Genomic DNA, 21,706 nt, shown 5'->3' with positions numbered 1-21,706 from the left:
GATGAAAATCAGCGCCGCACTGCTGATGGTCGGGCTGATGCTGACAACCGTTTCCGGGCAGGCCGCCTGTAGCTGGCCTGCCTGGGAGCAGTTTAAAGCCAGCTATGTCAGCGACCAGGGCCGGGTGATCGATCCCAGCGATGAGCGCAAAATCACCACTTCTGAAGGGCAGAGCTACGCGCTTTTCTTTGCCCTGGTGGCCAACGATCGGGCGATGTTCGACAAGCTGCTGCTCTGGACGGAAAACAACCTCGCTCAGGGGGCGCTGAAAGACCATCTTCCGGCCTGGCTGTGGGGCAAAAACGACAAAGATGCGTGGACGGTTTTAGACAGCAACTCCGCCTCCGATGCCGATATGTGGATTGTCTGGAGCCTGCTTGAAGCGGGGCGTTTGTGGCATGAGCCTGCCTATAGTCGCCTCGGTGAAAAGCTGCTGAAGCGCGTGGCGAAAGAGGAAGTGATTAAAATCCCGGGGCTGGGATTTTCACTGTTGCCGGGGAGAGTGGGGTTTAATCATTCTCCTGACTGGCGGCTGAATCCAAGCTACCTCCCGCCGCAGGTACTGCAGCGAATGGTGCGTTACCGCGGCCCGTGGTCGGCCATGCAGGTGGCAAACCAAAGATTACTGCTTGAAACCGCACCTAAAGGATTTTCACCCAACTGGGCCGACTGGCGTGAAGGCAAAGGCTGGCAGTTCCAGACCGACGACGCCCGCAGCGGCAGCTATGACTCAATCCGCGTCTACATGTGGATTGGCATGATGGCCGACGACGCACCGCACAAAGCCGCGCTGCTGAAGGCCTTCCAGCCCATGGCAGATATCACCATCAAACAAGGTTTGCCGCCGGAAAAAGTCGATGTGCAAACCGGCAGCGTTCAGGGCAATGGCCCAGTGGGATTCTCCGCCGCCATGCTGCCTTTTTTACAGGATAGCGAAGCGCGGGACGTGCAGCGTCAGCGGGTGAAAGATAATTTCCCCCAGGCTGATGCCTATTACAGCTATGTTTTAACGCTCTTTGGTCAGGGATGGGATCAAAATCGTTTTCGCTTCAATTCTCGGGGTGAATTAATCCCTCGCTGGGGTCAGGTATGCGCAAGTTCTCATTAAGTTTCGTCACTCTCTCATTGGGCATGGCGCTGATGCCGATGGCTCAGGCCGCGTTGACGCCCCAGCAGCAGTTGCTGGAGCAGGTGAGGATGGGTGAGGCCAGCAAACGCGAAGATATTGTGCGTCAGTCGCTGTCCAGGCTGGAGCTGATGGCACCGGACGATCCGGACGTGATTGCGGCCCGCATGCGCTACCTGCTGCGCCAGGGGGATAACGCAGGGGCGAAAGCACAGCTTGAGCGTCTGGCAAAACTGGCCCCCGGTTCCGCCGAATATAAACAGTCGCAGGTTACGATGATGCTGACCGGCGCGGATGGTCGCCAGCAGCTGCAGCAGGCCCGTTTATTAGCGACCAGCGGGCATACCGAACAGGCTATTGCCGCCTATGAAAAGCTGTTTGACGGCAATCCGCCCGAAGGGGATTTAGCGATTGAATACTGGATGCTGATGGCGAAGCGCCCGGCAACCACCAACCAGGCGATCGATAAACTGAAAGCGCTGGATGCCGCTGCGCCGGGGAACGGCGAACTGCGTGGCAATCTGGCGCGGCTGATGTTTGCCAACGGCCGCAGCGCCGAGGCTTATCAGGTGCTTGAGCAAATGGCGAAATCCAACGGCAGCCGGGAAGACGCGGCGGCTTTATGGTATGGCCAAATCAGCAACTTACCGACAGGGCCACAAAGCGTCGCGGCCCTGCAGCGTTTTCTTAATGTCTTTACCGAAGGCGATACGGTGGCCACCGCGCGTGACAGACTGGCGCAGCAGCAAAAACAGTTGTCTGACCCGGCTTTCCTCGCCCGGGCAAAAGGGCTGGAAGACGTGGGCGGTGGTCGCGGGAACCAGGCGATTCCGCAGCTGAAAGAGGCGTTAAGCTCGAAGCAAAACGATAGCGAAGTGGTTGGCGCCCTGGGGCAGGCTTATTCTCAGCAGGGAAAACGCGCCCTCGCGGTACAGCAGTTTGAGAAAGCCATTCAGATGGACCCGCAAAGCGACAACCGGGGCAAGTGGGACAGCTTGTTAAAAACCAACCGTTACTGGCTGTTGATTGAACAAGGTGATGCTCAGCTCAAAGCCAATAACCCGGATGCCGCGCTGCAGAAGTACCAGCAGGCGCAGAGGGTGGATAACACCGACAGCTACGCGGTGCTGGGCTTTGGCGATGTGGCCGTTGCCAAAAAAGATGATGCCAGCGCGGAGCGTTATTATCAGCAGGCGCTGCGCATGGATCGCGGGAACAGCAACGCGATTCGTGGCCTGGCGAACGTTTATCGGCGCCAGTCGCCGGCGCGTGCAACGGCGTATATTCAGAGCCTTTCGGCCAGCCAACGCAAAAGTATTGATGATATTGAACTTAGCCTGGCCGGCGAGCGGCTGGAGCAGCAGGCCACCGCGCTGGAAAGCCAGGGGCAGTGGGCAAAAGCGGCAGAGATCCAGCGCCAGCGGCTCAAACTCGACCCGGACAGCGTGTGGATCACCTACCGCCTGTCGAACGACCTCTATGCCGCCGGAAAACACAGCGAGGCAGACAGCCTGATGCGCGGCCTGGCCCAGCGTAAACCCGGCGACCCGGAGCAGGTCTTCGCTTACGGCCTTTATCTCTCAGGCAATAACCACAATGCGGCGGCGCTAAGCCACCTTAATACGCTGCCCAAAGCGCAGTGGACCGACAATATTCATGAGCTTGCAGACCGGCTGCAGTTTAACGAAGTCATGCAAACGGCTAACCGACTGCGGGACAGCGGCAAAGAAAAAGACGCCATTGCGCTGCTTCAGCAGCAGACGCCGTCCGATCGCGTCGACTTAACGCTGGCCGACTGGGCCGCCGAACGTGGCGATCGCCCCACGGCGAAAGCGCAGTATCAGAAAGTCCTGCAGCGTTCACCCGGCAACGAAGATGCGTTGTTAGGGTTAACCGAGGTGCTGATTGCCGAGGGGGATAAACCTCAGGCCCGCGATCTGCTGGCGAAGCTGCAGAAAGCGCCGGCGGGTGAAACACCGTCCATCAATACGCAACGCCGCGTGGCGAACGCCTGGGCTGCCCTGGGCGACAACGAAAAAGCCGCGCAAACCTACGCGCCAATTCTGGTTGCGGCGAAAAGCCAGCCGCCGTCGATGGAAAGCGCGCTGGTGATGCGTGATGCCGCGCGTTTCCAGGCCGCCAGCGGCCAGCCGCAGCAGGCGCTGGAGACTTACAAAGACGCTATGGTCTCCTCGGGGGTTACCCAGCAGCGCCCGCAGGATAACGACACCTTCACTCGCCTGACCCGCAACGATGAGAAAGACGACTGGCTGAAGCGGGCCGTGCGCAGCGATGCCGCCGATCTTTACCGCCAGCAGGATGTAAACGTGACGCTTGACCACGAATACTGGGGCTCAAGCGGCACGCCAGGTTATTCCGATCTGAAAGCACATACCACGATGCTGCAGGTGGACGCTCCGCTTAGCGACGGGCGGATGTGGTTCCGTACCGATATGGTGAATATGAATGCTGGCTCGTTCAAAGATAACGGCGGGGGTTACAACGAGCGCTGGGGCACCTGTGCGGAGCACAACTGTTTCGGCAACACAAATCAGAGTGGCAACGGCGCAAGCGTGGCCGTTGGCTGGAAAAACAATACCTGGCAAACGGACATTGGCACCACGCCGATGGGCTTTGACGTCGTGGATGTCGTGGGTGGCGTGAGCTACAGCAACGACCTCGGGCCTATTGGCTATACCGTCAATGCGCATCGTCGGCCTATCTCCAGCTCGCTGCTCTCCTTCGGCGGGCAGCGGGATCCGAATACCAATAAAGTGTGGGGTGGCGTTCGCGCTAACGGCGGCGGTATCAGCCTGAGCTACGACAAGGGCGAAGCTAACGGCGTCTGGTCCAGCCTGAGCGCGGACACGCTGACCGGTAAAAACGTGGCCGATAACTGGCGCGTGCGCTGGATGACGGGCTACTACTACAAGCTGATTAACGAGAATAATCAGCGGCTAACCGTGGGCCTGACCAATATGGTCTGGCACTACGAAAAAGACCTCAGCGACTACTTCCTCGGCCAGGGCGGCTATTACAGCCCGCAAAAATACGTGTCGTTTGCCGTGCCGGTCATCTGGCGTAAACGTACCGAAAACTGGTCCTGGGAACTGGGCGCTTCCGGCTCCTGGTCTTACTCCCACAGCAATGCGGGCCAGCGCTATCCGCTGCGTAACCTCGTGCCAAATAACACGAACCCCTACCCGGACGATCCAGAGGGCTACCCGGACCGCAATGACACCTTCTCGGGCAGCAGCAGCAATGGTTTCGGTTATACGGCCAGAGCGTTGGTTGAACGGCGGATCAACTCGCACTGGTCAATCGGTGCCGGGATTGATATTCAGCAGGCCAAGGACTACACCCCAAGCCATGCGCTGATTTTCGTGCGCTACTCCATGGCGGGCTGGCAGGGCGATATGGATATGCCGCCGCAGCCGCTGGTGCCTTACGCGGACTTCTGATTAGGTGCCACACAGGACGGCGGGTTAGCCCGCCGTTTGTGTTTTTTTACTCAGAATTAGGCGCAAAGTTGCCCATAAATGCAGAATTACCCGATTCTCCTGAGGTCAGGATTACAAAGAGCGGCAATGCAGTATACTCTGCGGGCATAAGAATATCCTGATGCCGGGCGTGGCGCAGGTTAAGCAAAAGCGGAGAGTCAGCTTGCGAGTCAGTCGTTCCCTAACGATAAAACAGATGGCGATGGTGTCAGCCGTGGCCCTGGCGTTTATTTTCATTTTTATCGTCATTCAGCTGTTCCATTTTGTGCAGCAAAACCGCTACGACACCGCCACGCAAATGGAGAAAATCGCCCACTCCGTGCGTCTTCCGCTGTCTGAGGCCATTTTGCGGGCGGATATTCCGCAGGCCGAGGCTATTCTTCAGCAGATCCAACCTTCGGGCATCATCAGCCGAGCCGACGTCGTGCTGCCCAATCAGTTCCAGGCGCTTCGCATTAGCTTTATGCCGGAGCACCAAATCCCGATGCTCATCACCCGCGTGTTTGAGCTGCCGGTGCAGATTTCCCTGCCGCTTTATTCCCTCGAACGCCCGGCAAACCCGCAGCCGCTGGCTTACCTGGTGCTACAGGCTGATTCCTGGCGCATGTACCGCATTATCATCAGCACGATTTCCACTCTGCTGACCACCTATTTGCTGCTGGCGCTGATTTTGACCGTGGCGATCAGCTGGTGCATTAACCGGCTGGTGGTGCATCCGATCCGCAAGATTAGCCGCGAGCTGAGTAACCTGAATCCTCAGCAAGCGGGTGAGCACCAGCTCACGCTGCCGCCGCTGCACCATGACGATGAGATTGGCATGCTGGTACGCAGCTATAACCGCAATCAACAGGTTGCCCAGCGTCTTCAGCAGCAAATGAACGCGTTGAGTACCCATCATCCGGTCACGGAGCTGCCAAATAAGGCGCTGCTGATGGCGCTGATTGAGCAGATGGTGGCGAACGAGAAACGCGGCGCGTTGATGTTAATCGGGAGCGAAACGCTCCAGGATGCGGCCGGCGTGCTGAACGAAGAGCAGCGCGAGATGCTGCTGTTGACGCTGGTCGAGAAAATTAAACCCGTGTTGCCGACCAACGCGGTCCTGGCCCAGCTCAGTCAGAATGATTTTGGGCTGCTGCTCTATGGCGTCAGCGACCCGTGGAATGCCATGACGCTGGCACAGAAAATCATGGAAACGCTCAACGCCCGTTTGCCCGTTCAGGCATTGCAACTGAAACCGACCGCCAGCATTGGCATTGCGATGTTCAGAGTGGGCCTCGATGCAGAACAGCTTTATCGCCGGGCGGCTTCGGCAACGCTTGCGGCTCGCCGCTTCGGGAAAAACCAAATTCAGTTCTTCGATCCCGATCAGATGGAGATAGCCCAGCAGCGCCTGACCGAAGAGCACGATATTTTGAATGCGCTTGAGAAGCATCAGTTTGCCATCTGGCTACAGCCGCAGGTGGATATGCGTGACGGGAGCGTGGTCAGTGCCGAAGTCCTGCTGCGCCAGCGCCAGGCTGACGGTAGCTGGAGCCTGCCGGAAGGGCTGATTGAGCGTATTGAAGCCTGCGGGCTGATGATTACCGTCGGTAGCTGGATCCTCGAGGAATCCTGTCGCACGCTGTCTGCCTGGCAAAGCCGGGGCGTTACGCTGCCGCTGTGCGTCAATCTCTCCGCGCTCCAGCTGCTGCATGAAGCCATGGTGCCTTCGCTCCTGGAGCTGCTCAGACGTTACCGAATCCAGCCCGGCACGCTGATTCTTGAAGTTACCGAGAGCCGCCGCATTGATGATCCACAGGCGGCGGTCAATATCCTGCGGCCGCTCCGCCAGGCCGGGGTGCGTATTGCGCTGGATGATTTTGGTATGGGTTACGCCAGCCTGCACCATCTGCACCACATGAAAGCGCTGCCGATTGACGTGCTGAAGATAGACAAAAGCTTCATCGAAGGGCTGCCGGAAGATAACGCGATGGTGGGTGTGATTATCGCGATGGCCAAAGCCCTGGATCTGAAAGTGGTGGCTGAAGGCGTGGAACAAGAAGCACAGCGCGAGTGGCTGGTGCAGCAGGGGGTTATCTATGCCCAGGGGTTCCTGTATGCCAAAGCGCGCACCCTCGAGCAGTTTGAACGTGAATTTCTTACTGCGTAAATGAAAAACAATAGTTACAAATGTTAAGAGCTGGATCGGTTCAGTTCAAGTTTTTAACAGTTCCGTTAACAAAATCGATCCAGGCCACTTCTGCGTTTTTTTTAGGGTGATATGTTGAGTGCCGCAGTCATACCGGTTCCTGAGCCGGGGCTGCGGTTACTCTCCGTTCAAGGATACTCTAATGAAAACCTCACTCTTCAAAAGTCTGTATTTTCAGGTGCTGACCGCAATTGCCATCGGCATTTTGCTGGGTCACTTTTACCCGGAATTGGGTGCCCAAATGAAACCGTTTGGCGACGCGTTCGTTAAACTGATTAAAATGATTATTGCGCCCGTCATCTTCTGCACCGTGGTGACCGGGATCGCTGGCATGGAAAGCATGAAAGCCGTAGGCCGTACCGGCGCGGTAGCGTTACTTTATTTTGAAATTGTCAGCACGATTGCGCTGATTATCGGGCTGGTTGTGGTTAACGTGCTGCAGCCAGGCGCCGGCATGAACGTGGACCCGGCGACGCTGGATGCCAAAGCGGTTGCGGTTTACGCTGAACAAGCTCAGCAGCAGGGCGTTATTGCCTTCTTGCTGGACGTGATCCCAGGTAGCGTGATTGGTGCGTTTGCCAGCGGGAATATCCTGCAGGTGCTGCTGTTTGCCGTTCTGTTTGGCTTTGCCCTGCATCGCCTGGGCCACAAGGGGCAGATGATCTTTAACGTCATCGAAAGCTTCTCTCAGGTTATCTTCGGCATCATCAACATGATCATGCGCCTGGCGCCTATCGGGGCGTTTGGGGCCATGGCGTTCACCATCGGTAAGTACGGCGTAGGTTCTCTGGTGCAGCTGGGCCAGTTGATCGTCTGCTTCTACATCACCTGCCTGCTGTTTGTGATTCTGGTCCTGGGCTCCATCGCCCGCGCGACGGGCTTTAGCATCTTCAAGTTCATTCGCTATATCAAAGAAGAGCTGCTGATTGTACTGGGGACATCGTCTTCCGAGTCCGTTCTGCCGCGTATGCTCGATAAGATGGAGAAGCTGGGCTGCCGTAAATCCGTTGTGGGCCTGGTCATTCCAACCGGCTACTCCTTCAACCTGGACGGCACCTCGATTTACCTGACAATGGCGGCGGTGTTTATCGCTCAGGCGACCAACAGCCACATGGATATCTTCCATCAGATCACGCTGTTGGTTGTGCTGCTGCTCTCTTCTAAAGGGGCTGCAGGCGTGACGGGAAGCGGCTTTATCGTGCTGGCGGCAACCATTTCTGCGGTAGGCCATCTGCCGGTTGCGGGTCTGGCGCTGATTCTGGGTATCGACCGCTTCATGTCCGAAGCGCGCGCGCTGACCAACCTGGTCGGTAACGGCGTGGCGACCGTCGTTGTCGCGAAATGGGTAAAACAGCTGGATGAAAAGCAACTTCATCAGCAGCTGGATAATCCAAAATCTGACAAAAAAGTGACCGAAGTCTCCCACTAATCCGACCAATTGCCCGCAGCGACTTGCCCTCGCTGCGGGCGACTCTGCATAATTACCTTCCTAAACATTCAACATTCTCTATTTTTCACTTTCTTACGTGACGTTTTCGCAGAAATGCGGTCAAACGGATTGGTGAAACGTCACCTATGTCGGTCTGCGGACGTCGAATGCCGCGCCGATGTGCTACTTTTAACCAGGATTGTTTTTAGGGGTTCACATGCAGGGCACCAAGATTCGACTTTTAGCTGGCGGGTTGCTATTAGCCGCAACGGCCAGCAACGTGCAGGCAGAAGCGCTCCAGCCGGACCCGGCCTGGCAACAGGGAACGCTTTCTAACGGCTTCCAGTGGCAGGTTTTGGCCACCCCCCAGCGCCCAAGTGACCGCGTTGAAATTCGCCTGATGGTGAATAGCGGTTCACTCACAGAGACCGCCCAACAAAGCGGTTACAGCCACTTTTTACCGCGCATGCTGTTGACGCAGACCGGCGGTCTGCCGACTAGCCAGGCGCGTTCGTTATGGCACCAAAGCAGCGACCCGGAGCGTCCACTTCCTCCGGCTATCGTCTCCTATGACTTCACGCTGTTTAACTTAAGCTTGCCTAATAACCGCAATGATTTGCTGAAAGAAGCGCTGACGTTTATGTCGACCAATATCGGGTCACTGGCCGTGACGCCGGCAACCGTCACCGCGGCACTGCATGTGCCGGATATGATCGCAACCTGGCCGATGAACACCAAAGACAGCTGGTGGCGCTACCGCCTGAAAGGCTCCACGCTGCTTGGCCACGATCCGGCTGATAATCTCAAGCGCCCGGTTGATGCCGCGCAGCTGAAAGCGTTTTACGACAAGTGGTACACCCCGGATGCCATGACCCTCATCGTGGTGGGTAACGTGGATAGCCGCAGCGTGGCGGAGCAAATCAACAAAACCTTTGGTGAGCTAAAAGGCAAGCGCGACACGCCTGCGCCTGTGCCAACGCTTTCCCCGCTTAACCCTGAGCCGGTGAGCCTGATGACCGACAGCGTGCGTCAGGACAGGTTGTCCCTGATGTGGGACAACAGCTGGCAGCCGATTCGTGAGTCTGCGGCGCTGCTGCGCTACTGGCGTGCCGACCTGGCCCGTGAAGCGCTGTTCTGGAATGTGCAGCAAAGCCTGAGCAAAAATGGCGTTAAAGACCTCAATCTGAGCTTTGATTGCCGCGTGCTTTATCTGCGCGCCCAGTGCGGGATCAACATTGAATCCCCGAACGATAAGCTGAACGCCAGCCTTACCAGCGTCGGGCGTGAACTGTTGAGAGTGCGCGATAAGGGGTTGTCTCAGGAAGAATTCGACGCGTTGATAGCGCAGAAAAAGAATGAGCTGACGAAGCTGTTTGCTACCTACGCGCGTACCGACACCGATGTGCTGATAAGCCAGCGTTTGCGTTCGCTGCAGAATCAGGTGGTTGATATTGCACCGGAGCAGTACCAGAAGCTCCGGCAGGACTTCCTCGACAGCCTGACCGTGTCGATGCTCAATCAGGATCTGCGTCAGCAGCTGTCTCAGGAGATGTCTATGGTGCTGCTGCAGCCTAAAGGCGAACCTGAGTACAACATGAAGGAGCTGAAAGAGACGTGGGATAAGGTGATGGTGCCGGCTGCGCCGCCGCCGGTGACGGACGATCCTAAGCCGGAAGTCTCGGATATTCCACCGGCTTCTTAGCGGTGGGATTGCCCCTCTCCCCGCAGGGGAGAGGGGGAACTTGCGCAGACATTTTCTTTTCGTCCCCTCTCCCTTCCAGGGAGAGGGTTAGGGTGAGGGTCATCTTATTGGGGCATTGCATCCAGCGGGATAATCGCCCCGCGATATTGAATCACCGTGCCCGCCGTCAAATGGCCGCGCTTCGCGGCTTCTTCTGCTGTACCCCCGGTTAACCGCACCGCCAGATAACCCGCGCTAAAGGAATCTCCTGCCGCGGTGGTGTCCACGATTTTTTCTTTTGCCAGACGAAGCGCCGGGACGTCGAGTAGATCCTCGCCGCTGACCGAGACCAGGCAAGACTCAGCGCCTCGTTTGATAACCACTTCTTCTACGCCAGCAGCATGCGTCCTGCGAATCACTTCCTCTGCCGGGACTACGCCCCATAGCGCGTCTTCGTCGTCCAGCGTCAGAAACGCAATATCCGTGCAGGCCAGCATTTGCCGATAAACACGCTGTGTCTCTTCCGGGCTGGTCCATAAGCGTGGCCGATAGTTATTGTCGAAAATGACTTTGCAGCCGTTCGCTCTGGCCTGCTTCAGCATCGCGAAAAGCTTCTCCCGGCTGGCGTTATTGAGGATGGCCAGGCTAATGCCGCTCAGGTAGAGATAATCAAACCGGGCCAGTTCCGCACATATTTCGTCTGAACGCTCGCTTTCCAGCCAGAACCGCGCCGCTGCTTCGTTACGCCAGTAGTAGAACGTCCGCTCACCGTGGCTATCGGTCTCGATGTAATACAGGCCCGGAAGGCGGTGCTCCAGGCGCTGAATCAATGCCGTGTGCAGGTGTTCCCGTTGCCAGGTGTCCAGCATTTGCTGGCTAAAACTGTCCTCGCCGAGCGCGGTGACATAATGCACTTCCAGCGCGCCTTCGCTGACCTGGCGGGCGAGGTAAACCGAGGTATTTAAGGTATCGCCTCCGAAGCCGCGATGCAGCTGGGCCCCACTTTGAGACAGTTCGATCATGCATTCGCCGATCACGGCAATTTTCTGAGTGAGCATAAGAGACCTGGCGGTTAAATGAACAAAAACGCTGTTTTTCGCATTCTCCGCCGTGGCGAAAAGTGAGTCAAACATTTTAAAACAGCGTTTTGAAAATATTTGATGTACGCCAGGTTATTGTGATTGTGACAAAAATCGCTCCGGCGCATTTTGCTGCGAAAGCGAGCATAAAGTTCTCTATTCCGACGCCGATAACCTTTCGACGAGCCATGTAGCGTTATCAGGGCAAACAGGATGTACAGATGAAGTTGAAGCAGATCACTCACCGGCTGCATACGCTTGAGGCGAGCGTTGAAAGTTTGCAGGAGCGACGATTCTGGCTGCAATGCCAGCGCCGCTACACCTTTCAGCCGATTTACAAAACAGACGGAAAATTGATGGCAGTTGAACTGCTGACGGTGGTCACGCATCCGGCTGAGGCTGACGTACGTATCCCGCCTGACCGCTATTTCTCTGCGATCCCCAGCCGCCAGCGTCTTACGGTGGTGGAAGAGCAACTGCGTCTGCTGGAAGACTGGGCGCAGACCTTCATCGGTCACGGCATACTGGCCTCGGTGAACGTCGATGGCCCCACTTTAATTGCCATGAAGCAGCATCAGCCGATTCTTGATCTGATCGCCAAACTGCCGTGGGTACGTTTTGAACTTGTGGAGCACATTAACCTGCCGCAGGCGGCAACGCTGGCCGGCATGCACGAGTTTGGCCCGCTCTGGCTTGATGATTTTGGTACTGGCCTGGCTAACTTCTCCGCGCTGAGCGAAGTCCGCTACGACTATATCAAAGTGGCGCGCGAGCTTTTCATCATGCTACGAAAAAGCGATGAAGGACGGAATTTATTTACCATGCTGCTGCAATTAATGAACCGCTACTGCAAGGGTGTGATTGTAGAAGGCATTGAAACGGTTGAAGAATGGCGAGATGTTCAATCTTCGCCTGCTTATGCGGCACAAGGTTATTTCCTGTCGCGCCCTGTCCCCTTCGAAAACCTGGAAAACGTTCTGATTCGCCTCCCCTGATGTCGTTTCGGTCACGCTGAACTATCTTTTAGTCAGGTAGACCAACATCAGGAGAGGTAAGAAGGATGACAAAAACGGGTAAAATTAGCAGCACAGTCGCCGGGATTTTCTTGTTGTTGGTTGTCGTAGCGATCGTGGCGATCGCCACGTTTGACTGGAACCGGCTGAAACCAACCATCAACCAAAAAGTCTCGACAGAGCTGAACCGCCCCTTTGCCATTCGCGGCGATTTAGGGGTGGTTTGGGCACGAAATAAAGACGAGCCCGGCTGGCGCAGCTGGGTGCCTTGGCCACACGTTCATGCCGAAGACATCCTGCTTGGTAACCCACCTGACATCCCCGAAGTCACCATGGTTCATCTGCCCAGCGTCGAGGCAACGCTTGCCCCGCTTTCGCTGTTAACCAAAACGGTTTATATCCCTTGGCTTCGCCTGGTTGAGCCGGATGTCCGTATTATCCGGCTGTCGGACAAAAACAATAACTGGACCTTTAACCTTGCCAGTGCTGGCGGCAGCGATCCCAATCAAAAACCCTCCGGCTGGTCCTTCCGGCTCGACAATATCCTGTTTGATAAAGGCCGGATCGCCGTGGACGATAAAGTGACCAAGGCGGCGCTAACGATCCTGGTTGATCCTTTGGGTAAACCGCTGCCGTTTAGCGAAGTGTCCGGCCAAAAGCCACAGGGCAAAGATGCGGCGAAAGCGGCAGATTACGTTTTCGGCCTGAAAGTGAATGGCCGCTACAACGGCCAGCCGGTGGAGGGCAGCGGTAAAATTGGCGGTATGCTGGCGCTGCGTAGCGAGGGCGATAGCGCATTCCCGGTGCAGGCAGATGTGCGTTCGGGGACATCGCGAGTGGCCTTCGTTGGCACAGTTAACGACCCGATGAAAATGGGAGGCGTCGATCTCAGGCTCAAGTTCTCCGGCGATTCCCTCGGGAATCTTTACGCGCTGACCGGCGTGCTGCTGCCGGATACGCCTCCGTTTGAAACGGACGGCCATCTGCTGGCAAAAATCGACACGGATAAAGGCTCCGTCTTCCGCTATCAGGATTTTAACGGGCGCATTGGCGACAGCGATATCCACGGTTCACTGACCTACAGCCAGGGTAAACCGCGGCCTAAACTTGAGGGCGATTTAGTCTCTAAACAGCTGCGGCTGGCCGATTTAGGGCCGCTGATTGGCGTTGATTCCGGGAAGGATGCCGAAAAGACGAAAAAAGCCAGACAGCAGCGGGGCGACAGGACGGTGCAGCCAGCCGATAAAGTGCTGCCTTACGATCGCTTTGAAACGGACAAATGGAACGTGATGGATGCCGATGTACGCTTTAAAGGGCAGCGCATTGAACACAGCGGCACGCTGCCGCTGAGCGACCTCACCACCCATGTGATCCTGAATAACGCTGACCTGCGCCTGCAGCCGCTGAAATTCGGCATGGCGGGCGGCTCCATCAATGCCAACATCCACCTTGAGGGCGATAAAAAGCCGATGCAGGGGAAAGCGGATATTCAGGCGCGTCGTCTGCAGCTGAAGCAGCTTATGCCGAAGGTTGAGTCTATGCAGAAAACGCTGGGCGAGCTGAACGGCGATGCCAATCTGAGCGGACGCGGTAACTCAGTCGCGGCGCTGATGGGCACCAGTAACGGCAGCCTGAAGCTGTTGATGAACGACGGGCTTATCAGCCGTAACCTGATGGAAATCGTTGGCCTTAACGTGGGCAACTACATTGTCGGCAAGATTTTTGGCGATGATGAGGTGCGGATCAACTGCGCCGCTGCGAACCTGGATTTACGCAACGGAATTGCGACGCCGAGAATTTTTGCCTTTGATACTGAAAATGCGCTGATTAACGTCACCGGCAGCACAAACTTTGCCAGCGAACGTCTGGATCTGACCATCGATCCGGAGAGCAAAGGGATTCGTATTATCACTCTGCGTTCTCCGCTCTATGTGCGCGGCACGTTCAAGAGCCCGGATGCGGGCGTGAAGCCGGGGCCATTGATTATTCGTGGCGCAGTGGCTGCGGCGCTTGCCACGCTGGTCACTCCGGCGGCGGCGCTGGCCGCGCTGATCTCGCCTTCTGAAGGAAGTGATAATCAGTGCCGGACGATTTTGGGGCAGATGAAGAAGTAAGGCTGCCCCTCATCTCGGCCCTCTCCCCAGAGGGGCGAGGGTGCATCGTAATCCCCTCTCCCTTTTAGGGAGAGGGTGAGGGTAAAAATTACAGCGACTGATGGCGGGTCTCTTTACTCAGCAACAACGCAATCAGCGTCAGTGCGGACATCGCCGCCAGATACACGCCGACATAGAACAGGCCATAATTAGCCTGCAGCCAGGTGGCGATATACGGTGCGACAGAGGCGCCAAGAATGGACGCGACGTTGTAAGAGAATGACGCGCCGGTGTAGCGGACTTCCGTCGGGAACATCTCCGGCAGCAGCGCACCCATCGGGCCAAAGGTCAGCCCCATCAGGCTCAGGCCAATCAGCAGGTAGGCCATCACCAGCGCCTGGTTCCCGGAACCCAGCAGCGGCGGGAAGACGAACAGCGCAAACAGAATCATCAGGCTGGTGATCACAATCATGCTCTTGCGGCGGCCAAAAGCATCCGCCAGATAGCCCGCAATCGGCACCATCACGCCAAAGCCAATCACCGCCATCATCAGCATCCACAGCACCTCATTGCGCGAGAAGCCCAGTCCCGCCGGAACGGGCGCGGTGCTGAAGGTCATGGAATAGACCGTCATGATATAGAACAGCGTATAGGTCGCCAGCATGATGAAGGTACCGAGGATCGTCGCCTTCAAATGTTTGGTCAGCAGCGTGCCCAGCGGGACTTTAACCTGCTTCCCGGCTTTGGCAATCTTCGCGAATACTGGCGTTTCATGCAGCGAAACGCGGACATAAAGCCCGATAATGACCAGAACCGCAGAGAGAATGAACGGCACGCGCCAGCCCCAGGACATGAACTGTTCGTCGGTCAGCAGCCATGAAAGCAGCAGGAAGGTGCCGTTGGCGAAGAAGAAGCCTATCGGCGCACCCAACTGCGGGAAAGAACCGTACAGCGCGCGTTTGCGCGGCGGGGCGTTCTCCGTGGCCAGCAATGCCGCGCCACCCCATTCACCGCCCAGGCCAAGACCCTGGCCAAAACGGGCCAGCGCCAGCAGAAGCGGGGCGAAGATACCGATGCTGGCATAGCCCGGCAGCAGGCCGATGACAACGGTCGAGATCCCCATCGTGAGCAGGGAAGCGACCAGCGTGACTTTGCGACCGACGCGGTCACCGAAATGGCCGAATAGCGCTGAACCAATCGGACGAGCCACAAAGGCGATGGCAAAAGTGGCGAGAGACTGTAGCGTGGCAGCCGTCGGGTCACCCTGCGGGAAGAAGATGTGCGGGAAGACAATCACCGCCGCGGTGGCATAGATATAGAAGTCGAAGAATTCGATGGCCGTGCCGACCAGCGAAGCAACAACGACTTTTCCGCGTGAGTTTACGGGCGTAGCGTCAGCCCCGGTATCGAGAGTTGTGGCAACGGATGCTTGCATAGATTTTTCTTATTTATGGCGAACGAAAGTCCATTTACGCATAGCAAAAGAAGCATTTCAACGCGCCGCACCGGGCGAAATGGCTCAAAAAACGCGCATTAAGTGGATAATTTTTAAGCCTGCCCGTAACCTTCTATGAAATGCTTCACAAAATTTTCAAAATAGAGAATAAAACTGGTTTTAGGTTAAATAAAAGTTACCAGTTAGATTTATCTGCTGAGTTGGTCGGCTTGTCCCAGCGAGCGCAAAAACTGGCTATCTCACCGGATTGAAATTCCGGCAGGTGCGCCATTAATTTCTCCAGCGGCCAGTCCCACCAGGCGATGCGCCCCAGGCTTTCAGCCACCTCCTGCGGGAAACGGCTGCGAATAGGTTTCGCTGGCACGCCGCCAACGATGGTGTACGGCGGCACATCTTTGCTGACCACCGCGCCCGCGGCCAGTACAGCGCCGTCACCTACTGTCACGCCGGGCAGGACGATAACACCGTGGCCAATCCACACGTCGTTACCAATTATCACCCGGTCCTCGCGGCGATGCGCAAAGAATGAGGTATCCCGGCCAACATCAGTGGCGTAGTACTCGGGGCAGTAGGTAAAGCGGTGCTGTGACGGGCGATCCATCGGGTGATTGGGGGCGCCAAGTCGAACGTGGTTGGCAATGGCGGTGAATTTACCGATCTCGCTGTCGGCTACGCAGCAGTGTTCCCCGAGGTAGGAGAAGTCGCCGAGGGTGCTGTATTCCAGCACGCTGTTGGCGAGTACTTCACACTGTTCGCCGATGTGTGTTTCGCGCAGGCGAACGCTGGGATCAATAACAGTTTTTTGGAGTTTGGGTACGGAGGCAGTTGTCATGGCATGTTCTCTGGTCGGAGGTTTAGACAAGTGGACCTGCTAACCTGAAGGTCGGCAGGCCACCTATCCTGACCGGCAATCATGACAGGATTATTTATGCGTTTTTCCCGGCATCCTCGGGTCGTCTTTGTATTCTGCGGTGGCAATCCAGGCCGCGCAGAACAGCGTCAGGCGGGCGAAGAAGTAGAAGAAGGCCATCAGCCCCAGCACCGAGCCAAAAGCGGCCCCGGAAGGGGAACTGACGAGCTTCGGCAGGCTGTAGGTCATGATGATTTTGATCACCTCAAAGCCGATGGCCGCAATCAGCGTGCCGCGAATGAGCGCCTTGCGGCGCGGGCGATGGCGCGGCAGACGCCAGAAGATCCAGAAGAACAGCAGATAGTTGGCAAAAATAGAAATCGCCAGGCCGACCAGATGCCAGACCGGTTTCAGCCATTCGATATCGCCCAGGTGCAGCAGGCCGATCAGCAGCGTCTGGGCCGAGCCGGAAATCGAGGTAATAGACAGGGTAACGATCAGCGCAATCAGTAGTCCAATCAATGAGATAAAATCACGCAGGTATTTTACCCAGAATTTTTCCTGATCCTGCGGGCTACGTTCCCACTTATCCCGCGACTGAGCGCGCACCGCTTCACGCAGGTTGCCCATCCAGTTAATGCCGGAGTAAAGCGCAATCAGCAGCCCGACCAGGCCAACGGTGGTGCGCTGCTGAACCGCGGTATTGATGGTGTTTTTCAGGGTGGCGGCAAGCGTCGGGTCACTGACGTTCTCAAGGATTTTGGCAAAAATGTCTTCGAGCAGCGTCGGGTGAGAGGCAAGCACATAACCGCCTGCCGCGAAGGCCACCATCATGATGGGGATCAGCGACAGAAACGAGAAGTAGGTAATGGCGGCGCCAAACTGATTCCCCAGCCGGTCGTTAAAGCGTTCTGCGGCGCGGAGCAGGTGGGCAACCATCGGCTGCCTGACCGTTTTGTTGACCGCGGATATGGTGCTGTTCACCGCGGCGTTACTGGTTTTAAGCTTCACCAGCGGTTCATTCTCTGCGGGCTCGCCTGGGGCTTCATCCTGCTGGGTTTCGATAGGTATAACAGGCTCATACTCGAGCTCGTGGGTTGGGCGTTTTTCGCGGTTATCCGGCGTCGTCATCGGGTCAATTTTCCTTTTGCTGTGGCAGGATCTTAAGGAAATTATAGTCATAACGCTAATCGACATAGGCTTTCAGTACGTCAGTGAGCCATTCCATAAACAAATGCACTCGTCGGGAGAGGTTGCGGCGATGCGGATAAAGCAGCGAAATCGGCATCGGCTCGGCGCGGTACTGAGGCAAAATTTCCACCAGAGTGCCCTCTTTGAGCTGGGTTTTCACGCCTACGCGAGGTACCTGAATGATCCCCAGCCCGGCGACACAGGCGGCCTGGTAGGTTTCCGTGCTGTTGACGGTGATCAGGCCACCGGTTTTCACCCACTGCGTTGTTTTATCCAGCCAGACTTCAAAGCCTTGTGGGCGGGTGCCGAGATTTTGAGCGTAATGCACCAGGGCATGCGAAGCCAGGTCGTCCAGGCTTTCGGGATAGCCAAAGCGGCTGAGGTAGTCGGGGCTGGCGCAGTTGATCATGGTGAATTTCCCCAGCGGCCTGGCTACCAGACCAGAGTCTTTGAGGTGACCCACGCGCACCACGCAGTCAAACCCTTCCCGGACGACATCCACCATTCTGTCGCTGCTGCTAAGCTCTAGCTCTATGCCTGGATATTGCTGCAGAAATCCCGGCAGTTTCGGGATGATCAAGCCGCGCGCCAGCGTAACGGGCATATCGATCCTGATGCGCCCGCTGACGCTGGCGGGATCGGTCTGGAACAGGCCGTCGAGTTCATCGAGGTTAGTTAACAGGTCGCGGCAGCGTTCGTAATAGACCATTCCGTCCTGGGTGAGCTGAACCCGGCGAGTGGTGCGGTGCAGCAGGCGCGTGCCGAGTGAGGTTTCCAGCGCCTGGACCTGACGAGAAACGCTGCCCTTCGGTAGCCCAAGCGTGTCCGCGGCGCGGGTAAAGCTCTCCAGCTCCGCAACCCGCACGAAAAGCTGCATTGCGTGTATTTTATCCATCGTATCACCACATTGTTGCTGAAGATGAAACAGTGATGCGCATTTGGCCATATTTATTGATTTTGTATCAGCTAATAAGCTGTATCTCAATGTCCTGACAGCCAAATAAGAGGTTTATCATGAGTCAACGTATCGCTTTAGTGACCGGCGGCAGCCGTGGTTTAGGCAAAAACGCAGCGCTGAAGCTGGCTGCACGCGGAATCGGTATTCTGCTGACCTATAATAGCCAGCGCCAGGAAGCCGAAGATGTTGTGCGCGAAATTGAGCAAAAAGGCGTGAAAGCGGCCGCAATCCAGCTCAACGTCGGTGATTCTTCTACCTTCGCTGGGTTTGTTGAGCAGGTGAAAGAAACGTTGCGCGAGGTCTGGCAGCGAAACACGTTTGATTATTTATTGAACAACGCCGGGATAGGTCTTGAAGCATCGTTTGCCGAGACCACCGAAGCGCAGTTCGATGAAATAATGAACATCCATCTTAAAGGGCCTTTTTTCCTGACTCAGGGCCTGCTGCCACTGATTAAAGACGGCGGCCGCATTCTGAATGTTTCCACCGGCCTGACCCGCTTCTCGCTGCCGGGTAAAGCCGCCTACGCCACGATGAAAGGGGCGATGGAAGTGCTGACCAAGTACCAGGCCAAAGAGCTGGGATCGCGTGGGATTGCGGTGAATATTATTGCGCCAGGCGCTATTGCCACCGATTTCAGCGGCGGTATTGTGCGCGACAACGAACACGTTTCGAAGGCGATTGCAGCACAAACCGCATTAGGGCGTGTAGGTCAGCCGGACGATATCGGCGATGCGATTGCGGCGATTCTTAGTGATGAGACGGGCTGGATGAACGCGCAGCGGATTGAGGTTTCCGGCGGGATGTTCCTTTAGTTTTTTGACCGCTCCCGGCAGGTGACCCTCACTCTAACCCTCTCTCTAAAAGGGAGAGGGGAACGACCGCCGTCTGCTTCCGTGCAATCGAGCAGCCAGAAGGAAGGGGGATATTTCCCTCTCGCTCCTTTGGGGAGAGAGCCGGGATGAGGGGCAACTTCTACGCCGTAATTTCCCAGCCGCGCGCTTTCCACAAGCCCGGTAACTCAGCCAAATCGGTAAACGTCGTCACCTTCGGATGGTCGATCGGCTTGTTATGCGGATCGGCACAGAAGTAAAACACCTCCATGCCTGCCGCAATGCCCGACTGCGCACCTGCCATAGAATCATCCACCAGAATGCAGCGCTCTACGTCCATGTTCATCTGTTCCGCCGCGTGGAACATCAGGGCCGGGTCCGGCTTCCAGCGCTGAATGTCGTAGCCGCTGTACAGGGCATCCGGGAAGTAGCCGAGCATTCCGGTCTTGCCGAGAGAGTGCTGCATTTTGCTGACCGGGCCGTTGGATACCACGCACATCGGCTTATTGATTTGCGCCAGCAGCGTGTTCGCCCCGGCGATTGCCTGAAGTTCGCTGTCAAACAGGCGGGCAACTTCGGCGCGGTAGATCACTTCCAGCTCGAGCTTAGGCAGGCTGGTGCCGTACTCAGCGTTGATGGTGTCGATAATTTCGTAGAGTTTGACGCCTTTGAAGGTCTTGAAGACATCTTCGAGCGCAAGTTGAATGCCATATTGCGCAAACATATGTACGTAGGCTTTGGAGCAGATGACCTCGCTGTCGACCAGCGTTCCATCGCAGTCAAAAAACACCGCTTCTATCCGGGACATGCCATTTCCTTTCTCTTTGGTTTAACGTTTACTTTATGCTTTTTGCGCAACGCAATCGATCCCGTTGCGGTAATTTCAGCGAAAAAAGTGGATGATTTGCGTTATCCCCCGCCAATTTTGGTATAGGATAGCGGCGTATTTTTTCCTCTTTTAGTTCGGAAACCGATAATGAGCCAACCACAGTCCACTCCGGAAACAACCCCGGGGCTGCTCGAACGCGCGTTCAAATTACGCGAACACGGTACTAACGCCCGCACCGAGGTGATCGCCGGGTTCACCACCTTCCTGACGATGGTGTACATTGTTTTTGTTAACCCGCAGATCCTTGGCGCGGCCGGGATGGATACCCAGGCGGTATTCGTCACCACCTGCCTGATAGCCGCCTTTGGCAGCATCCTGATGGGGCTTTTTGCCAACCTGCCGGTGGCACTGGCACCGGCGATGGGCCTGAATGCCTTTTTCGCCTTCGTGGTCGTCGGCGCGATGGGTCTGTCCTGGCAAGTCGGCATGGGCGCGATTTTCTGGGGCGCCGTAGGCCTGCTGCTGCTGACCCTCTTCCGCGTTCGCTACTGGATGATTGCGAATATCCCGCTTGGCCTGCGCGTTGGCATTACCAGCGGTATTGGCCTGTTTATCGGCATGATGGGGCTGAAAAATGCCGGGATCATCGTGGCCAACAAAGAGACGCTGGTCAGCATCGGGAACCTGACTTCCCACAGCGTGCTGCTGGGGGCGTTGGGCTTCTTTATCATTGCGATTCTCGCTTCCCGTAATATTCACGCGGCGGTGCTGGTTTCTATCGTGGTAACCACGCTGCTGGGCTGGCTGCTGGGCGACGTGCAATACCACGGCATCGTGTCTGCGCCGCCGAGCGTGAGCAGCGTTGTCGGGCAGGTGGATTTAGCCGGGTCGCTGAATCTGGGCCTTGCAGGCGTGATCTTCTCCTTCATGCTGGTGAACCTGTTTGACTCCTCCGGCACCCTGATTGGCGTCACGGACAAAGCCGGGTTAACCGACGAGAAGGGCAAGTTCCCGCGCATGAAGCAGGCGCTGTTCGTGGACAGTATCTCTTCCGTGACCGGCTCGTTCTTCGGGACTTCTTCCGTTACTGCCTACATCGAAAGCTCATCCGGCGTTTCCGTCGGGGGCCGCACCGGCCTGACCGCGATTGTGGTTGGCCTGCTGTTCCTGCTGGTTATCTTCCTGTCACCGCTGGCGGGCATGGTGCCTGCGTACGCGGCCGCCGGGGCGCTGATTTACGTTGGCGTGCTGATGACCTCCAGCCTGGCCCGCGTGAAGTGGGATGACCTGACCGAAGCGGTACCGGCGTTTGTTACCGCGGTGATGATGCCGTTCAGCTTCTCGATTACTGAAGGTATTGCGCTGGGCTTTATTTCCTACTGTGTCATGAAGCTGGGCACCGGCCGCTGGCGCGAGCTGAGCCCGTGCGTGATCATCGTGGCGCTGCTGTTTGTGCTGAAAATTGTGTTCGTTGATTAAA

15 protein-coding genes are annotated in these 21,706 nt (G+C 56.6%); 9 read left to right on the top strand and 6 right to left on the bottom strand.

Annotation, left to right across the window (positions count from 1 at the left end; genetic code table 11):
- Position 1: 1 nt before the first annotated feature.
- The 5 genes from bcsZ to F3J26_RS16135 all read left to right on the top strand — a co-directional run bounded on the left by bcsZ (position 2) and on the right by F3J26_RS16135 (position 9,945).
- Positions 2 to 1,108: a cellulose synthase complex periplasmic endoglucanase BcsZ gene (gene bcsZ / locus F3J26_RS16155; RefSeq protein WP_008460608.1), complete on the top strand. Its 1,107-nt coding sequence runs from the start codon at positions 2 to 4 to the stop codon at positions 1,106 to 1,108.
- Positions 1,090 to 4,587, top strand: coding sequence for a cellulose synthase complex outer membrane protein BcsC (gene bcsC, locus F3J26_RS16150; protein ID WP_166994846.1), 3,498 nt, complete (start codon positions 1,090 to 1,092; stop codon positions 4,585 to 4,587). The genes bcsZ and bcsC overlap by 19 nt, the downstream gene beginning before the upstream one ends.
- A 202-nt stretch (positions 4,588 to 4,789) precedes the next feature.
- Positions 4,790 to 6,775: a biofilm formation regulator HmsP gene (hmsP, locus tag F3J26_RS16145; protein ID WP_205246534.1), complete on the top strand. Its 1,986-nt coding sequence runs from the start codon at positions 4,790 to 4,792 to the stop codon at positions 6,773 to 6,775.
- A 181-nt stretch (positions 6,776 to 6,956) separates the two neighbouring features.
- A complete protein-coding gene (locus F3J26_RS16140; protein ID WP_008460613.1) occupies positions 6,957 to 8,243 on the top strand; it encodes a dicarboxylate/amino acid:cation symporter in 1,287 nt (428 codons plus the stop codon).
- Positions 8,244 to 8,460: 217 nt separating this feature from the next.
- Complete coding sequence (locus F3J26_RS16135) at positions 8,461 to 9,945, top strand: insulinase family protein (RefSeq protein WP_166994841.1); 1,485 nt, start codon at positions 8,461 to 8,463, stop codon at positions 9,943 to 9,945.
- A 104-nt stretch (positions 9,946 to 10,049) separates the two neighbouring features.
- Here the strand turns inward: F3J26_RS16135 and kdgK are convergent, their stop codons facing one another.
- Positions 10,050 to 10,982, bottom strand: a complete 933-nt coding sequence (gene kdgK / locus F3J26_RS16130) for a 2-dehydro-3-deoxygluconokinase (RefSeq protein ID WP_166994839.1) — start codon at positions 10,980 to 10,982, stop codon at positions 10,050 to 10,052.
- 242 nt (positions 10,983 to 11,224) lie between these two features.
- Here kdgK and pdeH point away from each other — a divergent pair, with 242 nt between their 5' ends.
- Together pdeH and F3J26_RS16120 are read left to right on the top strand one after the other, a co-directional pair.
- Positions 11,225 to 11,998 (top strand): cyclic-guanylate-specific phosphodiesterase, encoded by a 774-nt coding sequence (pdeH, locus tag F3J26_RS16125; RefSeq protein ID WP_166994838.1) that lies wholly within the window; start codon positions 11,225 to 11,227, stop codon positions 11,996 to 11,998.
- Between the two features lie 65 nt (positions 11,999 to 12,063).
- Positions 12,064 to 14,130, top strand: coding sequence for an AsmA family protein (locus F3J26_RS16120; RefSeq protein WP_166994836.1), 2,067 nt, complete (start codon positions 12,064 to 12,066; stop codon positions 14,128 to 14,130).
- A gap of 88 nt (positions 14,131 to 14,218) precedes the next feature.
- Here the strand turns inward: F3J26_RS16120 and F3J26_RS16115 are convergent, their stop codons facing one another.
- From F3J26_RS16115 to F3J26_RS16100, 4 genes are all read right to left on the bottom strand, one after another.
- Positions 14,219 to 15,544, bottom strand: a complete 1,326-nt coding sequence (locus F3J26_RS16115) for an MFS transporter (protein WP_039288941.1) — start codon at positions 15,542 to 15,544, stop codon at positions 14,219 to 14,221.
- Positions 15,545 to 15,740: 196 nt separating this feature from the next.
- Entirely contained in the window at positions 15,741 to 16,397 is a 657-nt protein-coding gene (locus F3J26_RS16110; protein ID WP_008460624.1) for a DapH/DapD/GlmU-related protein, read from the bottom strand.
- A 90-nt stretch (positions 16,398 to 16,487) separates the two neighbouring features.
- Positions 16,488 to 17,546, bottom strand: coding sequence for an inner membrane protein YhjD (yhjD, locus tag F3J26_RS16105; RefSeq protein WP_008460626.1), 1,059 nt, complete (start codon positions 17,544 to 17,546; stop codon positions 16,488 to 16,490).
- A 55-nt stretch (positions 17,547 to 17,601) separates the two neighbouring features.
- On the bottom strand, positions 17,602 to 18,501 hold the full coding sequence (locus tag F3J26_RS16100; protein WP_008460628.1) for a LysR family transcriptional regulator: 900 nt from the start codon (positions 18,499 to 18,501) through the stop codon (positions 17,602 to 17,604).
- 119 nt (positions 18,502 to 18,620) lie between these two features.
- On the opposite strand from F3J26_RS16100, the gene F3J26_RS16095 reads away from it, so the two are divergent.
- On the top strand, positions 18,621 to 19,379 hold the full coding sequence (locus tag F3J26_RS16095; RefSeq protein ID WP_166994835.1) for an SDR family oxidoreductase: 759 nt from the start codon (positions 18,621 to 18,623) through the stop codon (positions 19,377 to 19,379).
- A 160-nt stretch (positions 19,380 to 19,539) separates the two neighbouring features.
- On the opposite strand, the gene yieH is transcribed toward F3J26_RS16095, so the two are convergent.
- Positions 19,540 to 20,205 (bottom strand): 6-phosphogluconate phosphatase, encoded by a 666-nt coding sequence (yieH, locus tag F3J26_RS16090; RefSeq protein ID WP_166994834.1) that lies wholly within the window; start codon positions 20,203 to 20,205, stop codon positions 19,540 to 19,542.
- A gap of 168 nt (positions 20,206 to 20,373) precedes the next feature.
- On the opposite strand from yieH, the gene F3J26_RS16085 reads away from it, so the two are divergent.
- Positions 20,374 to 21,705 (top strand): NCS2 family permease, encoded by a 1,332-nt coding sequence (locus tag F3J26_RS16085; protein ID WP_166994833.1) that lies wholly within the window; start codon positions 20,374 to 20,376, stop codon positions 21,703 to 21,705.
- The last annotated feature ends 1 nt before the right edge of the window (position 21,706 follow it).

It is taken from the genome of Enterobacter sp. Ap-867, from assembly GCF_011752855.1.
Lineage (GTDB): Bacteria > Pseudomonadota > Gammaproteobacteria > Enterobacterales > Enterobacteriaceae > Cedecea.
The sequence above is the reverse complement of the archived record's forward strand: the minus strand, read 5'-3'. Positions and strand labels throughout refer to the sequence as shown.